Annotated in this window: 13 protein-coding genes, 1 tRNA gene and 1 other RNA gene; 13 read left to right on the top strand and 2 right to left on the bottom strand. The window is 27.6% G+C overall.

What is annotated here, in order from left to right; all coding sequences use genetic code 11:
* Positions 1-14 precede the first annotated feature (14 nt).
* The 10 genes from GN161_RS00230 to adk all read left to right on the top strand — a co-directional run bounded on the left by GN161_RS00230 (position 15) and on the right by adk (position 15,694).
* Positions 15-1,058, top strand: coding sequence for a rod shape-determining protein (locus GN161_RS00230; protein ID WP_159714293.1), 1,044 nt, complete (start codon positions 15-17; stop codon positions 1,056-1,058).
* 119 nt (positions 1,059-1,177) lie between these two features.
* The gene (mreC, locus tag GN161_RS00225) at positions 1,178-1,993 is read left to right on the top strand and encodes a rod shape-determining protein MreC (protein WP_159714290.1); all 816 of its coding nucleotides are present in this window, start codon (positions 1,178-1,180) and stop codon (positions 1,991-1,993) included.
* Between the two features lie 112 nt (positions 1,994-2,105).
* Positions 2,106-2,534 carry a rod shape-determining protein MreD gene (mreD, locus tag GN161_RS00220; RefSeq protein WP_236840100.1) on the top strand — a complete coding sequence of 143 codons (429 nt, stop codon included), beginning with the start codon at positions 2,106-2,108 and terminating at the stop codon, positions 2,532-2,534.
* Positions 2,535-3,045: 511 nt separating this feature from the next.
* Complete coding sequence (tldD, locus tag GN161_RS00215; RefSeq protein ID WP_159714284.1) at positions 3,046-4,521, top strand: metalloprotease TldD; 1,476 nt, start codon at positions 3,046-3,048, stop codon at positions 4,519-4,521.
* A gap of 411 nt (positions 4,522-4,932) precedes the next feature.
* A complete protein-coding gene (pmbA, locus tag GN161_RS00210) occupies positions 4,933-6,273 on the top strand; it encodes a metalloprotease PmbA (RefSeq protein WP_159714281.1) in 1,341 nt (446 codons plus the stop codon).
* A 1,436-nt stretch (positions 6,274-7,709) separates the two neighbouring features.
* Entirely contained in the window at positions 7,710-10,073 is a 2,364-nt protein-coding gene (gene lon, locus GN161_RS00205; protein ID WP_159714278.1) for an endopeptidase La, read from the top strand.
* A gap of 579 nt (positions 10,074-10,652) precedes the next feature.
* Positions 10,653-10,728, top strand: an RNA gene (gene ffs / locus GN161_RS00200) — signal recognition particle sRNA small type.
* A gap of 959 nt (positions 10,729-11,687) precedes the next feature.
* Entirely contained in the window at positions 11,688-12,242 is a 555-nt protein-coding gene (gene apt / locus GN161_RS00195; RefSeq protein ID WP_159714275.1) for an adenine phosphoribosyltransferase, read from the top strand.
* A 68-nt stretch (positions 12,243-12,310) separates the two neighbouring features.
* On the top strand, positions 12,311-14,374 hold the full coding sequence (gene dnaX, locus GN161_RS00190; protein ID WP_159714272.1) for a DNA polymerase III subunit gamma/tau: 2,064 nt from the start codon (positions 12,311-12,313) through the stop codon (positions 14,372-14,374).
* A gap of 627 nt (positions 14,375-15,001) precedes the next feature.
* Positions 15,002-15,694 (top strand): adenylate kinase, encoded by a 693-nt coding sequence (gene adk / locus GN161_RS00185; RefSeq protein WP_236840134.1) that lies wholly within the window; start codon positions 15,002-15,004, stop codon positions 15,692-15,694.
* Positions 15,695-16,361: 667 nt separating this feature from the next.
* Here adk and GN161_RS00180 read toward each other — a convergent pair.
* Complete coding sequence (locus GN161_RS00180) at positions 16,362-17,105, bottom strand: UDP-2,3-diacylglucosamine diphosphatase (protein WP_159714266.1); 744 nt, start codon at positions 17,103-17,105, stop codon at positions 16,362-16,364.
* Between the two features lie 400 nt (positions 17,106-17,505).
* On the opposite strand from GN161_RS00180, the gene cysS reads away from it, so the two are divergent.
* Positions 17,506-18,900 (top strand): cysteine--tRNA ligase, encoded by a 1,395-nt coding sequence (cysS, locus tag GN161_RS00175; RefSeq protein ID WP_159714263.1) that lies wholly within the window; start codon positions 17,506-17,508, stop codon positions 18,898-18,900.
* 53 nt (positions 18,901-18,953) lie between these two features.
* Here the strand turns inward: cysS and folD are convergent, their stop codons facing one another.
* Positions 18,954-19,805 carry a bifunctional methylenetetrahydrofolate dehydrogenase/methenyltetrahydrofolate cyclohydrolase FolD gene (gene folD / locus GN161_RS00170; protein WP_159714260.1) on the bottom strand — a complete coding sequence of 284 codons (852 nt, stop codon included), beginning with the start codon at positions 19,803-19,805 and terminating at the stop codon, positions 18,954-18,956.
* Between the two features lie 193 nt (positions 19,806-19,998).
* Here folD and GN161_RS00165 point away from each other — a divergent pair.
* Together GN161_RS00165 and GN161_RS00160 are read left to right on the top strand one after the other, a co-directional pair.
* Positions 19,999-20,072, top strand: a tRNA-Arg gene (locus GN161_RS00165).
* 190 nt (positions 20,073-20,262) lie between these two features.
* On the top strand, positions 20,263-21,204 hold the full coding sequence (locus GN161_RS00160) for a DMT family transporter (RefSeq protein WP_159714257.1): 942 nt from the start codon (positions 20,263-20,265) through the stop codon (positions 21,202-21,204).
* The last annotated feature ends 12 nt before the right edge of the window (positions 21,205-21,216 follow it).

The raw sequence follows: 21,216 nt of genomic DNA, 5'->3' as shown, positions 1-21,216 counted from the left end.
TGTTGTAAATTACTATGTTTAAAAAATTTCGGGGTATATTTTCTAGTGATCTATCCATTGATCTGGGAACTGCTAATACTCTGATTTATTTGAAGGGACAGGGTATAGTATTAAATGAACCTTCTGTTGTTGCTATTAGACAAGATCGCGGGGGTATGCCCAAAAGTGTAGCTGCTGTTGGATATGCAGCTAAACAGATGCTAGGACGTACTCCGGGAAATATTGCAGCTATTCGTCCTATGAAAGATGGAGTAATAGCTGATTTTTTTATTACTGAGAAAATGTTACAACATTTTATCAAACAAGTACATAGTAACAGTTTCATGAAACCTAGTCCTAGAGTGTTAGTGTGTGTGCCAGTAGGAGCTACACAAGTGGAACGTAGGGCGATACGTGAATCTGCTCAAGGAGCGGGAGCGCGTGAGGTGTTTTTAATAGAAGAACCTATGGCGGCAGCTATTGGAGCAGGTTTACCGGTATCGGAAGCTACTGGTTCAATGGTGGTAGATATTGGAGGAGGTACGACCGAAGTAGCTGTAATTTCACTTAATGGAGTAGTGTACTCATCATCTGTTAGAATTGGAGGAGATCGTTTTGATGAAGCTATTATTAGTTACGTGCGCCGTCATTATGGTTCCTTAATTGGTGAAGTGACTTCAGAAAGAATAAAACATACTATAGGTTCTGCGTATTTAGATGATGAATTACTAGAAATAAAAGTACGTGGACGAAATTTGGCAGAAGGAATACCACGAAGTTTTGTATTAAATAATAACGAAATTTTAGAAGCATTACAAGAGCCTCTAACTGGTATTGTTAGCGCAGTTATGGTTGCACTAGAGCAATGTCCTCCAGAATTAGCATCTGATATTTCTGAATACGGTATGGTATTAACTGGCGGTGGTGCATTATTAAGAAATATCGATCGTTTATTGATAAAGGAAACTAGTATTCCAGTAGTAATAGCAGAAGATCCGCTTACTTGTGTTGCACGAGGTGGTGGTAAGGCTCTTGATATGATTGATGTACATGGTCGAGATTTATTTAGTGAGGAATAATTTCGATAAAAGCATTATAGAATAATTGATATATGGCAAGTTGATAACGTTAAATGAGTTAAAATATATCCCTTTTGTGGAATATTTAATGGATATTATTAAATTCAAGGTACCTTCTTATGTGTAGTGTTATAAGCAGTAAATTTCCTTACTTAGAATTACGTTTGTTTTTATCGATAATAATGTCCATTATTATTATTATCGCTGATGGAAAATTGAATATGTTTCTAAAATTAAGAAGTTATATAGAAAATTCTATTTGTTTGTTTTATTATCTATGTGATAGACCTCGTTATATATTAAGTTATGTTTCGATGATGTTAAAAGGATATGATAAATTAGTATTAGAAACTAATACATTACGTCAAGAGTTGTTGTTAAAGAACAGTGAATTATTATTAATAGACCAATATAAGCACGAAAATTTTAAATTACGTGAGTTACTTAATTCCCCTTTGTGTTATAACAGAAGAAAAATGATTACTAGAATTCTTTTTGTTAACGCAGATTTATATGGTAACAAAATTATTATCAATCGAGGAAAAAATAATGATGTTTATGTTGGTCAACCAGTTATTACTGATGCAGGCATAATAGGACAAGTAATTTCAACTAATATGATTAGTAGTCGTGTTATGTTAATTTGCGACCCTGAACATGCTTTATCTGTGCAAATAAAGCGTAACAGTATGCGTCTGATTTTAATGGGTTGCGGGTGTAATGCAGATTTACGTGCAGAATATCCAGGGAAACTAGATGTATCTATTGGCGATATGTTGGTAACATCTGGATTAGATGGCCGTTTTCCAGAAGGATATCCAGTAGCAACAGTATCTAATATAATATTAGACTTAGAAGAAGATCGTACTGTCGTTCAAGCGCATCCAATAGTTAAATTACAGTGTATATGTTATGCAGTTTTAATTTGGGAATAGTAATGAAATTAAAAATAATTTATTTATTGCATTATTATTAAAATAAAAATAATTTATAAAAATGTATAATAAATTTTATAATTATAAGCGGTGGATAATATATAGTTCCTTTGTGTTTGCAGTTATATTACAGATTGTGCCTCTATGCCCAAGAACATGGAATGTTCATCCATTTTGGATTATGATATTATTAGTACATTGGATAACAATAATTCCTAATCAAGTAAATGTCGGTACAGGATTTATCTTAGGATTGATAACGGATATTATATTAGGTTCTACTTTAGGAATGCACTCTTTATCTTTAAGCGTACTTGCTTATTTAGCAACACGAAATATTTATTTTTTTAGATATATGCCGCTGTGGAGACAGTCTTGTATTATCATATTTTTTTCTTTCATTAATCAATGTATTACATATTTAGTGAATTTTTTAGTAACTAATATTTTATGTACACCAGAAATATTTTTGAATTGTTTGTTAGATGGCGGATCATGGCCATTTTTAGTGATTTTAATGAATAAAATTCCTCGAAATTAATTAATAATTTATAAGAAAACTGACAATAATGATTTTTATCATGTCATTATTTCGGTTAAATAAATTTAAATATATTTAATTATATATATTAATTACTATATTAATATTACTGATAATCAAATGTTACATTTTTTAGAAAATGAAACAGTTTATAAAATTGATGAATGTAGGATTTTTTATTAATTATAATATATGATAAATATCAGTTAATATAATTATTAGTTATAATAAAAGATATAAAATTGTTAAAAAGTTATCTAAATTTATCAATAAAGTAGATTAAAAATAAATTAATGTGTTTTTAAAAATATTAAAATTCACAAATTGATCTAACATTAGTGTATTTAATAACTACGATTGTAGTATATAGATTACATTAAATATACAGGCTGTTTAAAACGCGCATTTAAAAAATATGTAAAATTTATCAGAAAAATATATAATTGTTGATATGAATATAAATAAATTATATATTTTTAATATATAATGTAATAGCGTAGATAGAGGTTATATGAACTTAGATTTTGTTAGTGAACAATTACTTACAGCTAATAAACTGCAACGTAATGATCTTTTATATTTATTAGATATGACAGAAAAATTCCACATAGATTATGCAGATCTTTATTTTCAGTCGTGTTTTCATGAAACATGGGCTCTTGAAGATAGTATTATTAAATCTGGGTCTTACACTATAGATCAAGGTGCTGGTGTGCGAGTAGTCACGGGTGAACAAACTGGATTTGCTTACACTGATCAATTAACTCTAGATGCTTTGATACATAGCATGACGGCTGCTACTAGTATTACGAGTGAGCGTCATTGTAATGTTACTGTGGGATCTATTAGTCCTAAATATTCTTATTTCACTCATCAACATTCCTGTCCTTCTGTGTATTCTTACGTGAATCCATTGTCTAGCATATCTAAAGAAGAAAAAATTGGATTATTAATGAGAATAGATAAAATAGCACGTAATGCTGATTCTAGAGTACACAAAGTTAATGCTAATTTGTCAGGTGTTTATGAACAAATCTTGATAGCAGCTACAGATGGTACTTTAGTTGCAGATATTAGGCCGTTAGTACGTTTGTCTATATTAGTTCAAGTAGAACAAAATGGAAAAAGAGAACAAGGAATGAGTGGTGGTGGGGGACGATTTGGATATGATTTTTTCTTAGATACTATCATCGAGGGGGAAATTCGAGCTGATTGTTGGGCTAAAGATGCTGTTAGAATGAGTCTGGTTAATCTTGAGGCTATAGCGGCTCCTGCAGGAACTATGACGGTGGTTTTGGGATCAGGTTGGCCCGGTATTTTGTTACATGAAGCGGTAGGCCATGGTCTAGAAGGAGATTTTAATAGACGAGGTAGTTCGGTATTTTCTAATAAAATTGGACAGGTAGTAGCTTCTGAATTATGTACAATAGTAGATGATGCCACACTAAAAGGATCACGTGGATCGTTATCTATTGATGATGAAGGTGTGCCGGGGCAATATAATATTTTAATTAAAAATGGTATTTTACAAGGATATATGCAAGATAAATTAAATGCTAAATTAATGGGATCTGTTTCAACGGGAAATGGTAGACGTGAATCCTATGCCACTTTACCTATGCCGCGTATGACTAATACTTATATGTTGGCTGGTCAATCGACACCAGAAGAAATTATTGATAGTGTAGATTATGGTGTATATGCTGCAAATTTTAATGGTGGTCAGGTAGATATTACTTCAGGTAAATTTGTTTTTTCTGCATCTGAAGCTTTCTTGATAGAAAAAGGACGTATCACCAAATCTATAAAAGGAGCTACCCTAATAGGATCAGGGATCGAAATAATGCAGAGTATTTCTATGGTGGGCAATGACTTATCTTTAGATAAAGGTATAGGAACCTGCATAAAAAATGGGCAAAGTATACCAGTTAGTGTTGGTCAACCGACAATAAAATTAAATAATATTACCGTTGGAGGTACCAATTAATTCATGTGTATATATTCCATATTCAATATAGTATTAAATAATAATAGTATCATCAAATATGATGATTTGATAGTTGTTTGTTTAAATTTCTAATGTGTATATAAGTATGTGTATATTATGGTTTTGTCTATAATATTTCATTATATTTTATATATTTACTCCGGTTGCAGTGTATATATTTTATAAAATTTTATTTTCATTTTTAATTTTTGCACATCGTGAAATATTATTTTTGATGTTATTATATTTGCTGATATTATTAGTTGAAGAAGCAGAGTATTTGATAAAATTTTATTGATGCAGTGTATAATTAATTTAAAATGTTTTATTTTATATAGTAATACATACAACATAATATTATTTGTTGAAATATTAATATAATCTACTGAAATCTTTGTTATAGGGGGGAAGATGAATGAAATACATCACATGATGCAGCAACGTAATTTTTTAGAAAATATAGTAAATCAAGCATTACAACTAGCGCATGCATATTCGAATGAAGTAGCAGTTTCAGTAATTAAAACTACAGGAATTATCGTCAGCACTCGTTACGGGAAACTTGAGAATGTAGAATTTAATGATCATGGTGCCTTAGATATAACTATATTGCGTAAAAAAAGAAAAGGTAATGCTTTTTCGAACGATTTACATGAGAGAGCTATAATTCGTACTGTTGAGGCTGCAGCAGATATAGCGTCTTATACCTCTCCAGATCCATATGCCGGTATTGCCGATAAAGAGTTATTAGCATTCGATGCTATGAATCTTGACTTATTTCACCCTATTAATTTAGATACTAAAATAGGGGTAACGTTGGCATCTACAGCAGAACAAACGGCATTACAATATGATAAACGTATAATTTCTACTGAAGGGGGTAGATTTAACAGTCATTTTACTACTAGAGTATTTGGGAATAGTCACGGTATGCTACAAAGCTATACTAGTAGTCAGTATTCTTTATCTTGTAGCGTGGTTGCCGCAAGCAATGATATTATGGAACAAAATTATGCATATACATTAAGTCGTACATTTCATGATTTACATTCGCCGAAGTGGGTTGGTCAAGAATGTGCTCGACGGGTATTAGATCATTTAAATCCAAAGAAAATAAAAACAATGGAATCTCCAGTATTGTTTTCAGCTGAAGTAGCCACAAGTTTGTTTCACCATTTAGCAAATGCTATTCATGGAGATAATGTGTGCCATAAATCTACGTTTTTACTAAATGATTTGAATAAAAAAATTTTCCCTTCTTGGGTATCGATTAAAGAAAGGCCACATATATTAAAAGGATTAGGCTCAGCTCCATTTGACAGCGAAGGGGTAAGCACTCTAAATCGTACTATTATAGAAGATGGTATATTAAATGGTTGGATTTTAAATAGTTATTCTGCTCGTAAAATAGGGCTTAAAAGTACCGGGCATGCTGATGGTATTTATAATTGGTATATTAGTCATAAAGACTTAAGTTTTATGGAATTAATAAGAAATATGCATCGAGGGCTTATTGTTACTAGTATAATGGGACAGGGAATCAATATTACCACTGGGGATTATTCACGAGGGGTATCTGGTTTTTGGGTGGAAAACGGTATTATCCAATATCCAGTCAATGAAATTGCTATCGCTGGAAATTTAAAAGAAATGTTTTGTAACATTGATTCTATAGGATGTGATATTGAAACACGTGGACATATTCATTGTGGATCTGTTTTAATATCTTCTATGCAGATAGCAGGAACTTAAAATAATAATGAAGTGTATTTTTCATGAACAGGATTGCTTGAAATTATAACAATCTATGTTGTATAGATACATGTGTTTGCAAATGATTATGTTAATATATAATGATTGTTTATAGTTTTAGGTGTGTTATTTTTGTTTTTAATGTAGTTATTATTTAGATACAAATTCATATTTTATATGAAGGATATTGATAATTAGTATTTATGTTATTGGAGTGTGTGAGTACTGCAAGTTGATAAATTGATGTTTGTAGTAATTTACATAGCTCTATTCATGTCTTTCATTTTGATTAAAGTATTAATAAATAATATGGTATTAACTTGTAATACCATTAGGTAAATGAATGTGTATTTCGATCACTAAAAAAACATTTAGATATTGTTTCTTTCAATGTAGATATTTTTAAGTAAATAATATTGTTTCAATTGAAAAGATTATTATTTTTAATTATTTAGTTATAAGTGATATACTTAAAAAGTATTGATAACAATAGTATTTTTATATTTTTATGATGAGAGTATGCATAGAGTATTTGAAAGATGAATAATATTTTTATTCTATATATAATAATACATTGATTGTATATATTGGAGTGGTCTATATAATTTATATATTCAGACAAGACTATCACAACTAATAATATTAATAAAAATATATTGAAGTATGCTTTTTTTACAATCATTTGATTATATATAATTATATGCACGAAATAGTTATATCTAAATTTTTGAATAAATAGTATGATATACCTTCAAGTGTTATATATTTCAATATAGGTAAAGCATTTTATTATTGCAAATAGTTAAACAATTAATTTTTAATTAATTGTTATTATTTTTATATTTTTAATATAATTTAAAAATTTATGAAAATTTTTTTTGTAAGGAATGATACTAAAAACCCATTATATTATTGCTGAACATGGTCTTTGTTATTTATATAGAATAAAACAATGTTTATTTATATTAGTTATATATTTATTTTTTAAATAAAAATTTAAATTCTTTAAAAGAATTAATGACGTAAATATGAAAGGTATGATAAACATGTAGTGTTTATCATATTAATACACTGTTAATAAAATAAATAATCAGATTTAAAAAATAAATATTTAATATTTTGATTATAATAAATGTAAATATTTAATTTTAATGTAAACTCTAAAAATACTAAGCATATTTAAATATGTTTAAATAATTTTTAAGATCAAAATTTTTATTTTTTGAAAGAATAGATTTTTAAAATAATTAAAATTTAATAAATATAACATGATACATAAATTCATCAATAAATAATTATTTATTTTTCTTTTCGCATGTTCAATATTGAATATAATTAATTTGTCCCCATATCTTTAAACGTCTGATCATTAAAAATGACGAGCTGTATATTTAAATGTTATACTCCGAGAAGTTATAACCAAGAGAGATGGCTCTATGAATACTGAGCAACCTGAATGTATAGAAATACCTGTATTGCCTCTACGTGATGTAGTAGTATATCCACATATGGTAATTCCATTGTTTGTTGGTCGGGATAAATCAATTCGCTGTCTTGAATCAGCTATGAATGGTGATAAAAAAATTATGTTGGTGGCCCAAAAAGAAGCCTCAACCGATGAACCGGGTGTTAATGATTTATTTTTAGTTGGAACAATATCCATAATTTTACAAATGCTTAAATTACCAGATGGTACAGTTAAAGTATTAGTAGAAGGGTTAATGCGAGCTCGTATTATTGAATTAACGGATACTGGAAATCATTTTAAAGCTAACGCAAATTCTTTTCATCCTAAAGAATTAGATAAACGTGAGCAAGAAATCTTAATGCGTGCTGTTATTAATCAATTTGAAGGATATCTCAAGCTTAACAAAAAAATACCTCCTGAGGTTTTAACATCCTTGAATAATGTTGATGATGCAGATCGACTTGCTGACACTATAGCTGCTCATATGCCACTTAAATTAAATAATAAACAATCTATTTTAGAAATGTCAGATGTTACAGAACGTCTGGAATATTTAATAGCTATAATAGAGTCAGAAATTGAATTATTACAAGTTGAAAGACGTATTCGTAATCGTGTAAAAAAACAAATGGAAAAAAGTCAACGTGAGTATTATTTAAATGAACAAATGAAGGCTATACAAAAGGAATTGGGAGAGCTTGATGACGTTATTGATGAAAATGAATCTCTTAAACGTAAAATAGAATCAGCTAAAATGCCTAAAGAAGCACGAAAAAAAGTAGAATCAGAATGGCAAAAGTTAAAAATGATGTCTCCTATGTCTGCGGAAGCCACTGTAGTGCGTGGATATATAGATTGGATATTATCAGTTCCTTGGCATGCAAGAAGTAAAATGAAAAAAGATTTACTTAAAGCTCAAGAAAGTCTGGATAAGGATCATTATGGATTAGAGCGTGTTAAAGATCGTATTTTAGAATATTTAGCTGTACAAAATAGAATAAATAAAATTAAAGGACCTATTTTATGTTTAGTGGGTCCTCCTGGAGTGGGTAAGACATCACTAGGACAATCTATTGCTAAAGCTACTGGACGTAGATATGTACGCATGGCTTTAGGTGGTATGCGTGATGAAGCTGAAATTAGAGGTCATCGTCGTACTTATATTGGATCTATGCCTGGAAAACTTATACAAAAGATGTCTAAAGTTGGTGTAAGGAATCCGTTATTTTTGTTAGATGAAATAGATAAGATGTCTTTAGATATGCGTGGGGATCCAGCTGCTGCTTTGTTAGAAGTATTGGATCCAGAACAGAATACTGCTTTTAATGATCATTATTTAGAAATAGATTATGATTTATCTGATGTTATGTTTCTTGCTACCTCTAATTCGATGGATATTCCCAGTCCTTTATTAGATCGCATGGAGGTAATACGTTTATCTGGATATACTGAGGATGAAAAATTAAACATAGCACGACAGCATTTATTCACTAAACAAATAGAGCGTAATGCTTTAAAGCCGGGAGAATTAACTATTCAGGATGACGCTTTAATAGGTATTATTCGATATTATACACGTGAAGCTGGAGTACGTAATTTAGAACGCGAAATTTCTAAGTTATGCCGTAAAACGGTAAAAATGCTACTAATGAATAAAGAAATAAAACATTTCATCGTTGATGAAAATAATTTAAAAGATTTCCTTGGTGTTCGACGTTATGATTGTAGTCATGCAGATTTAGAAAATCGTGTTGGACAAGTTACTGGGTTAGCTTGGACTGAGGTAGGAGGAGATCTTTTAACTATTGAAACTGCTTGTGTTCCTGGAAAGGGTAAATTAACTTACACTGGTTCATTAGGTGAAGTTATGCAAGAGTCTATTCAAGCTGCATTAACTGTAGTGCGGGCGCGTGCAAATAAACTAGGAATTAATACTGATTTTTATGAGAAAAAAGATATTCATGTTCATGTGCCGGAGGGAGCTACTCCAAAAGATGGACCGAGCGCTGGAATTGCTATGTGTACTGCTTTAGTGTCTTGTTTAACAGGAAATTCGGTTAAAGCGAGTGTAGCTATGACAGGAGAAATAACTTTACGAGGACAAATATTGCCGATTGGTGGTTTAAAAGAAAAATTATTAGCAGCACATCGAGGAGGTATTAAAACAGTTTTAATACCGTATGAAAATAAACGTGACTTAGAAGATATGCCTGCTATTGTAGTTAATAATTTAGAGATTCATCCAGTAAAACAAATAGATGAAGTTTTAATATTAGCTTTACAAAACATCCCGTTTCATTCCGAAATAACACCTGCATCATCATTAATATGATGTCTTTAATACTTGGGCGAATATTTATATAAATATAAAGGGTAAATGTATGTTTTTGTGTTATGTATCCAAGTATATTTTTGGACATATAAAATATATAGTACATTAATTTGACTAAATAAAGCATTTTTTTATAAAAAAATAATTTGAAAAATTTATATGTTACATTGATTTAGTTACCGAGTATTAGAGAATTAATTAGTTTTATTAACAAAAATTGGATTTTTATGAATGTTATTGTATTTATATATATGTCATATTTTCTTGCTTTGAAATTTATTTTACACAATAATTATCTAGAATGCGTAAAATGGGTGTAGAATTGTATAATTTCATAACTAAAATTATTGTTTTTACTTTTATATTGGTAACGGAAATAACAGCAGGAAAAAATATATTATATAAAAATATATTTATATTGATAATTATTATGGAATGTAATTAATAAAAAGTTTTTAAAATACTTAAATTTTTTATTTTAAAATAAAGAGAAGATAATATTAATAATATTTAAATATTTAATTATTACTTGAAAAGTTTAAAATAATCTGGATAATTCTTAAAAGGGGTGCTATTAAATGATTTTTAGTAATTTTTTTTAAATCAGTCAGGTCTGGAAAGAAGCAGCTGTAGTAAAGAATTACAATGATTTTTTATATAGCATCCCGATAGAAGTAATGTGTTTATTTAATTGGATACTATATATATATGACAACAGATACAACACAATTTTAGAATTGTTTTGAAATAGATATCTTTACACAACGATATCTATTTGTATAGTGTTGTAATATTAATTTAATATAAGCGCTTATCACGTAATATAACGCCATAATAACATTTAAAGACTCTAAAAATTGTCGTAAAGAGTAATGTTATATTTTTATAAAAAATATATTTTATAATTATAGTTCTAAATATTATTAGATATATTGAGCATTCAATATTTTATTGTTTTTAGTAAAAAAATTAAGAACTTTTTAAGTTCTATAGATTTTTTAATTTTTAGAACATATATTCTTTATTAATATAAATAAATGTTTTTGCGTTTATTTAATTATTTAAATATGGTGTTGGATATTAAAAATATATTTTATTTAATGAAAATTATAATTTTTTGATGAATGTTTATATTTAATAAGATTATTATATCCCTTTATTTGATTAAAATATATAACACCGATTTATATTACTATAAATATGTAATTATAGAGAAAAGATAGAATCATTTAAGTTATTATATATAATAAATAGATTATATATATTAATTAAAACTAGTGATTCTAATATGGATTAAAATAAACACTTAAATTTTTATTAAATATATATAATTTTATATATATTGTATTTTTTTATTGTATTAATGTATAATAATGTAATTATTTATGATATTAGATTATTTAATGATTTCGTAATGGAATGGGATAAATATATAAATTTGATAATTGACAGGAAAATAATATATTTAAAAAATAAAAATATTTCTAAAATAATCTTAGAGCTTGTAAGTATATATAGTATTTTTATTCATAAAAATTGATTTTTTTGTAATTTAGTGCAAGAGTCTATTTATATATAAGTTACATTAAATTGTTATTTATATTTTGGAAAAATATGATAAATGTTGTGAATCAACAGTTAGAGTTGATTAAGAAAAGTATTAAATTTATACCTAACTATCCAAAACAAGGGATTTTATTTCGCGATATTACTGCATTGTTAAAAAATCATCAGGCATATTCTGCGAGCGTTACTCTTTTAGCTCGTCGTTATAGAAATTATAAATTAACCAAAATAGTTGGTATAGAAGCGAGAGGATTTTTATTTAGCGCTCCATTAGCATTAATATTAAAATTAGGTTTTGTTCCAGCCCGTAAATCGGGAAGATTGCCACGTGATACTATTAGTGAGCCATATATTTTAGAATACGATAGCGGATGCTTAGAAATACATACCGATGCTATTATTCCAGGTGATAAAGTTTTAATTATAGATGATTTATTAGCAACAGGTGGAACAATTGCGGCAGTGGTAAAATTAATCAGACGTTTAGGAGGAGAAGTAAAGCATGCTGGATTTATAATAGACTTAGAAAATTTAGGCGGTAAAACATTATTAAAAACTATAGGAGTAAGTTCTTATAGTTTAATAATGTTTTCTGATTATTAAAAATATACTTATTTAACTAATGAAGTTTAGTTCTTTGTTTATAATAATTGCTATTTGAGTTATATTTTATGAATTATCAAGTACTTGCCCGTAAGTGGCGTCCGAAAAAGTTTTCCGATATTATAGGACAAAAACATGTTATCCAAGCAATTACACATAGTTTCTCATTAAATAAAATTCATCATGCTTATCTTTTAACTGGTATGAGGGGTGTAGGAAAAACTACTATTGCTCGTTTATTCGTAAAAGGATTAAATTGTGAAAAAGGTATAACATCTACTATATGTGGGCAGTGTAATAGCTGTCAAGATATTGATTCAGGTTGTTTTATAGATCTTATTGAAATAGATGCAGCATCGCGTACTAAAGTAGAGGATACCAGGGAATTTTTAGATAATGTGCAATATATGCCCTCTACAGGGCGTTTCAAGGTATATATCATAGATGAAGTGCATATGTTATCACGTCATAGTTTTAATGCTTTATTAAAGACATTAGAGGAACCACCTGCACATGTTAAGTTTATTTTAATTACTACTGAACATCAAAAATTACCAGAAACTATATTATCTCGATGTTTACAGTTTTACCTAAAACCTTTAAATATTTCTCAAATTATAACTCAACTCACGCATATTTTTAATAAAGAAAATATAAAAATAGAATCTTCTGCATTGGAATCATTGGCTTATGCGTCAAAAGGAAGTATGCGTGATGCCTTGAGTTTGTCAGAACAAGCTATTGTTTTAGGTAATAATGATATAACTAATGATGTTATAAATAATATGTTTGGTATATCAAATATTGAGTATCCATTATGTTTAATTGAAAAATTAATTGATGGAGATGGGCACAGTATCATGCGTCAAATTGAAAATTTAGCTGTTTTGGGAATTAATTGGGATTATGTTTTAAGTGAAATTATTATTATTTTTCAAAAAATAGCTATCGGTCAATTTTTATTAAATTCCTTAAAAAAAGAAGATAACAATATAATAAATCAGCGTATACGTACATTAAGTAAGCGTATTACTCCAGAAAATATACAATTATATTATCAAATATTTCTATTAGGTCGTCGAGAATTACCTTATGTTCCGAGTCATCGCATAGGCATAGAAATGATCATGTTACGAGCATTAGCTTTCTGTCCTGACACAAATATAATCAATAAACATCATGATAATGGAGAAGATAGTGTCTCTTCAGAATTTGCATGTTCAGATAATAATCTTACGTTTGATTTAAATGATTCACAACAACATATTGTTGCTGATGTTTTTCAATCAACACATCCTCATCAAGAACATAATATATCGAATACAGAAAAATCAAAAAAAATGAATAATATACTGAATTTGGAGTTAAAAAAATCTGAATTATATTCAGATGATAATAAAACAAAAATTTTAATGTTGGGAACCAACGTTGATACTACAAATACTACTTCTAAAATATTGAAAGCTCGTTCAAAGTTATTACGATATAAAGAACGTAGTCCATTAAATATAACAGAAAAAAAATCAAATTTAATTTCAGAATCTCAAAACACGATGACAAGTATATTAAAGCGATTTGTCAATATTAAAACAACAACGTTGAAAGATAGTTTTAATTATGTTGATAATAAAGTTGGAAAAGATTTGTCAGGGTATTTAGAATCTAATAAATATGACGATGATATGCAAGATTTTCATAAAAATCATCAAAATATGCCTGATTTCATCAAAGAAATACTTCAGAAGGCAATAAGAAATGATGCATGGTTATCACAAATATATCGATTATCATTATCAAAACCAGCAAAAAAATTGGTCATAAATGCATGGAAGGAAAAAGTATCTTCAAACGAAATATGTTTACATCTTCGGTCTAATTATCAATATTTAAACTCTACAACATTACATGATATAATACAAGAATCACTAAGCAATAGTATAGGTATACTAATAAAATTATATATAAAGAATGATGATAATTATGGAATAAAGACACCAATGGAATATCTTTACATGTTATATAAAGAAAAAATGTTATCAGTGAAGCAGGAATTTTCAAATGATCCATATATCAAAATGATTAAAGATTTGTTTGATGCTGAAATAGATGGAAATGATATTCAAATATTGTAATAATTAAAATTGAAATTATGTAGAAATTAACTAAATAAATATACTATATATTAGTAACATCTATATTAAATATGTATGTTAGTTAACATTTGATTATATACTTGCAATGAAATTGATAATTTCGTTATTTATTTAATTATTTGATGTAATTTTATATCCATTTAGTTACTATTTTGTAAATTTAATCTTCACAAATTAAGTTTAAAATACGTTAAAGAGAAGATGTATTTGACTAATAGGTGTTGAATATATTCGATAACCAGTTTATCAAGCTAATTGATAATTAGCTTGATAAAAAATTACTACTATTCTTTATTAAATAACCGTATTACTTGACATTTATAAAATAAAAAATAATAACATGTTTATATATATATTTTTAATATAAAGGATATTATAGGAATGTTATTTCTACAGAGTAAAGTAATCAGTTAATAAAATATAATATTATATTTTATGTTTTAATTAGGGTATAAAGAAAATTTCTGAAAAAGATTAATATGGATTTAAAATTTTATGAGTATATACTGGAATAAACATGCTATCTGTATCTGAATATAGTAATGATTCGATATGTCATAAATATTTTTTATTGCTTTTTTATAATTTTATTGAGAATTGAATGTGATACGTATTATATTTCTAGGTCCTCCTGGATCTGGTAAAGGAACACAAGCTCATCTTATAGCAAGTAAATATAACATCCCAAATATTTCTACAGGTGTAATGTTGCGTCAAGTTTTAAGTGGAAGTCTATATAATTTCTATTCAATTAATAAAAGTATGATAGATGTTATGCATTCTGGTGATTTAGTAAATGATGAATTTATGATGCAATTAATGAATATACGTATTAGAAAAAATGATTGTTATAATGGATTTTTATTAGATGGATTTCCTAGAACACTTCTACAAGCAGAATCTATGAAAAAATATGAAATTTTTATAAATTACATCATAGAATTTGTTGTATCAAATTCTGTAATTGTTGATCGTATTATAGGTAGACGAGTGCATGTAAGTTCTGGTAGAAATTACCATATTAAATTTAATCCACCTAAAAATGATGGGTTAGATGATATTACTGGAGAAGCGTTAACTACTCGAAAAGACGATAATGAAGAAGCTATACTTAAACGATTACATAACTATTATCAGCATACTCAACCAGTGCTAGATTACTATAGAAAAGAATCGAAAGATAAAAAAGTGCAATATTTTTCTGTTGATGGAAATCGTAAAATTTTAGAAATTTATAAAGAATTAATTAGTATTCTTGATTTAAGAATACTAATTATAATAATTTTTATTATATTTTAATTGATCTAAATATACATAATAGTGATATATACATTCATATAGTTATTTTTATATTATATAAGCTTACAATATCAAATATTAGTTCTTATATTGCTGAAGTATGTTGTGTTCGAATTTTTATAAAGAAAGATGATAATTATAATTATCATCTTTCTTTATAAAAATTCTATCCTAATTTATATATATGAATTGTTCTTAATGTTAATTATTCAAACATGTAGTGTTAATAACTTTGTTGCAATTGTGATATTAATAAATAGTAAAAATAACATAATATATATATTCAGCATAATCAAATGTATTTAAAAGTTTGTAAAGCATGATTTATATTAAGATTTTTTAATATAATCTTTGTTTTAACTATGGAACATAGCAACGCGAAATTATTTTTATCTTAAAACTATATTGATTTTTTTGTTTTATTCTTTAAATAAGGTAGACGCTAAAAGATTTTTTTATTCAATATATTAAATGATCATAATACACGGTATTTACATAAAATTCTCATATATCATGAATATACTAGAAATAATGTAATTATGGATTTTAATTTTGTTTTCAATATTATATTAAAAAAATAATGTTGTATTTTTTATTACATATATCTTTATATTTAATATATATAAAGATATAAAGAAATTATTTTAAAAGGTAGAATTTAATAATTTTATGTTTTATGTAATGGAAATTCTGTAAATTTTATATTGTTGCTTTCTTCGTTTATTTCTATCATTGAACCGCATTTCTTCCAACATCCTAATACCATTATATTAAAAATATCTTTTTTGGATTGAAAAATATTATGAATTATTGGTTGGTGAGTATGTCCATGAATCATAATATGAGCGCGATTCTGCACTAATATATCTGTAGCCATTTTTAAATTAATATCTATTTTTTTTTTTGATTTATATTTGTGATTTCGTATACAATATGAACGTACATTGTTGAATATACGTGAACGCATAGATAATGGTAACGATAAAAATAACCGTTGAACTACAGTATGATGCAGATATCTTCTGAATAATTGATATGAATTATCGTTGGTACATAAAGTATCTCCATGTAAAATGACTATTTTTTTTCCTGATGCTAATTGTAACACTTTTTTCGCAGATAATAATGTCATTCCACAAGCATTGGCATATTCTTTTCCTAACAAAAAATCATGATTACCATGAATAAAATAACACGAAATTTTTTTTTGATTTAATTTTTTTAAAGCGTTAGCAATATTAATGTGTAATGGATTATATTCATCGTCTCCTAACCAAGTTTCGAATAAGTCCCCTAAAATATATAAAGCTTTGGCATGTATTACGTGATAATTTAAAAAATGTAAAAATCCATCAGTAATGTTTGGAGATTGCATACATAAATGAACATCTGAAATAAATAAAATAGACATATAACACATTAAATAAAATAATAATCGTTTATATATTATAATATTTTACAGAAAAACTTCCAATTAAAATTTAATAATTGAGTAAAAATTTTTTATTAAAAATAAATTTTATTACACATTATCTATATTTATAAAATAAATGTCCCGATATGTACATTTAGTTGATATATCAATCATACTATATGTTTTGACATGATCACCATTATGTTTTTTATGTAATATATATATTGTCATATATTAATGATTAGCATAATATAATCGTATTTTCATATAAAGATAATGATTCTTAATTATTAAATTCATTGAGATAGTATGTAATTTTTATTTTAGGAATCTATAAATGAAGAAGTATTTATATAATAAATATTGAATAAATATGTTTGTAGTAAAATAAATTAAAATGCTTAAAATTTTTAATACCTTAACAAGAAAAAAAGAAACATTTACACCTATTGTTTCTGGTAAAATTAAAATATATGTTTGCGGCGTTACTGTTTATGATTTGTGCCATATTGGTCACGCTAGAACATTTGTAGTATTTGATAGTATTGTTCGTTATTTACGTTACTGTGGGTATCAAGTTGATTATGCTCGTAATATTACAGATATAGACGATAAAATCATAAAAAGAGCTTATGAAAATAACGAAACTATTCAACAGTTGACGCATCGTATGATTCAAGAAATGTATCTAGACTTAGATGCTTTAAATGTATTGCGTCCAAATTATGAACCAAAAGTAACTGATCATATTAATATAATCATTAAATTTATTTATTTACTTATGGCTAAAAACCATGCATACACCGCTCCCAATGGGGATGTTATGTTTTCTGTGAAAACTATGTGTAATTATGGTGTATTATCTAATAAAAAAGAAATAAATGAAATGCATAATATCTTAAAAACATCAAATATCAAACGAAACTCTATGGATTTTGTGCTCTGGAAAACCTCTAAGCCAGGTGAACCCTTTTGGTCATCTCCATGGGGTGCAGGTAGGCCAGGATGGCACATTGAATGTTCTGCCATGATTTATTCTATTTTTGGTAATCAATTAGATATTCATGGTGGAGGTTCGGATTTAATTTTTCCACATCATGATAATGAAATTGCTCAATCTGTTTGTGCTTATGATACTTCTTATGCAAATATATGGATGCATTCTGGTATGCTGTTATTAAATCACGAAAAAATGTCAAAGTCATTAAATAATTTTGTTACTATACGTGATATTTTAAAATATTATGATCCTGAAACAGTAAGATATTTTTTAATGTCTGCGCACTATCGCAGTCAATTAAAATATAATGATGATAATCTTAAGAAAGCGCATGCGTCTTTAAAGCGGCTTTATGTCGCTTTACGAGATACTAATCCTACAGTAAAACCTAATGGAGGAGAATATTTTATATCAAAATTTATTTCTAAAATGAATGATGATTTCAATACTCCGGAAGCATATTCGGTGCTATTTGATATGGCACATAGATTGAATGACTTCAAAATAAAACGTCATTCTCTGACTCAAGGTATCGCTGCTACCTTAAGATATTTGGCGAATACTATTGGATTATTACATCAAAATCCAGAAATATTTTTACAACAAATAACATCAAAAAATAATAAAAATTATTATACTAATAAAAAAATTCAAAAATTGATTCAATGCCGTGAAAATGCACGTAAAAACAATCAATGGAAATTAGCCGATAGAATACGAGAAAGATTAGCCGTCATGGGGATAACATTAGAAGATGGGTCCACAGGAATAACAAGATGGAAACGTAGGTAATATTGATACATACTATACGATAAAAGCTAAAATATAGAATGGTAATTATTTCGTTAGAGATGACTATTATAAGCTTGTAAAGTATTTTGAATAAGTGTGGCTACTGTCATTGGGCCTACACCACCGGGCACGGGTGTAATGTATGCAGCTCGTTCGTAAGCACTAGAAAAATGAACATCCCCTACTATATCTCCGTTATTTAGACGGTTAATACCAACATCTATGACTATAGCTCCTCGTTTTATCCAACTGCCAGGAATAAAATTTGCTTGCCCTACTGCTACAATTAATAAATCAGCATTTTTAATGTATACCTTTAAATTTTGAGTAAAACGATGTGTAATTGATACAGTGCATCCCTCCAATAATAATTCCATAGTCATAGGGCGTCCAACGATATTTGAGGCTCCAACTACAACCGCATGTAACACAAACATATTTATGTGATACCATTTTAATAAAGTAATAATACCTCGGGAAGTACAAGGACGTAACGTAGGAGATCGTTGACATAAACACCCGATATTATATGGATGAAAACCATCTACGTCTTTGTCGGGAGCAATACGCTCTAAAATGCTTATATTTTTCAATTTTTTTGGTAATGGTAGTTGAATTAGAATACCATCTATCCGATTATCGTTATTTAGAGTTTCAATTAATTGGAAAATCTCGTTTTCAGTGGTTGTAATAGGTAAAGTGTAAATAAATGAGATAAAACCTACTTGTTCACATGCTTTTTTTTTATTAGTTAAGTATATATTAGAGATTGGGTTATGCCCTATTAGAATCATAGCTAATCCTGGCGCCCGTTTTCCAGAATTTGTATTTTTAAGTACTTGTTGGGCTATCTCTTGTTTTATTTCTTCAGAAACATGTTTTCCATCAATTACTTTAGCAGTCATTTCAACAATATACCTAGTAATTATGAGTTAATACAATGATATTATTTTTTTAAATATATATATATATATATATTACTATTAATGTTAAATTATATAATTTTTTAAAATATTGACTTTCTTAATAATAAAATATTTGATTTAATTGGATATCTTTAACAAGTTATATATTATTTAGTTAAATATACAATATAACGCGCTCTTAACTCAATTGGACAGAGTAACAGCCTTCTAAGCTGTAAGTTATAGGTTCGAATCCTATAGGGCGCATTGTTATCATTTTAAAAATTTATAATATATCAATTAAATCGATATGAACAAATAAGTCTTCATGAAATATCATATAACATTGTCTAATTAAAGTGTGTATACTAATAATATATACTTTTGATATAATAAAAACAGATTTTTTTAATAAATAATAGTATCGGGTATATTTCATCAGTATAATAAAAATATCATGATCTTAGGAATTGCTTTTGCTGTAGTCTCGGGATTGTTATGGGGATTGATCTTCGTTGGTCCCTTATTAATACCGGAATATCCTAGTGTATTACAAGCATCTGGTCGTTATATTGCGTTTGGATTAATTTCGTTACCGTTATCATGGTATGATAGAGCGCGTTTACGTAAATTGTTATTAAAAGATTGGTTAGAAGCAATAAAATTAGTTTTAACGGGTCATTTGGTGTATTATACGTGTTTGACTAGTGCCATTCAACGCATTGGAGCTCCCATTTCAACAGCTATTATTGGTACATTACCTTTAATGTTGACTATAACGACACATGTTATTTTTCGTAATGAACATAAATTATCCAACCAAACCTTATTAATATCATTGTGTCTAATGGGAATGGGTTTATTATGTGTAAATGTTTCTGAATTAAAATCTGAATTTTCTATATTTGATATATGGGAATATGTAAGTGGAATAATTTTAGCAATTATTTCTGTTTTATGTTGGACATGGTATGCATTAAGAAATGCACATTGGTTAAAAACACATCCCCATAATAAGCCTATGACTTGGGCTAATGCACAAGGAGTCGTTACATTGCCTTTATCGTGCCTTGTTTATTTTTTTGTATGTATTTGCTGTTCAGATCTTATTCAAGATGAATTCATATTACCGTTTGGTCCTAGACCGATGTTTTTTATTTTTTTAATGATTTTAATTGGATTTTGTTGTTCTTGGTTAGGCACATTTTTTTGGAATGAAGCTAGTCAAAGGTTGCCGACAACATTAATAGGGCCATTGATTGCGGTGGAAACTGTAGCAGGTTTGATGTATTCATTTATACATCGACAACTATGGCCATCCCCTTTGATTTTAATTGGAATGTTTTTGTTAATTTCTGGAGTTACATGTATTGTGCAAATTCGTAGACACATAAGTTAAAATAATTTTATT

The sequence above is a fragment of the Blochmannia endosymbiont of Camponotus nipponensis genome (assembly GCF_009827135.1).
GTDB lineage: Bacteria > Pseudomonadota > Gammaproteobacteria > Enterobacterales > Enterobacteriaceae > Blochmanniella.
This window is presented reverse-complemented; position numbering and strand designations above follow the sequence as displayed.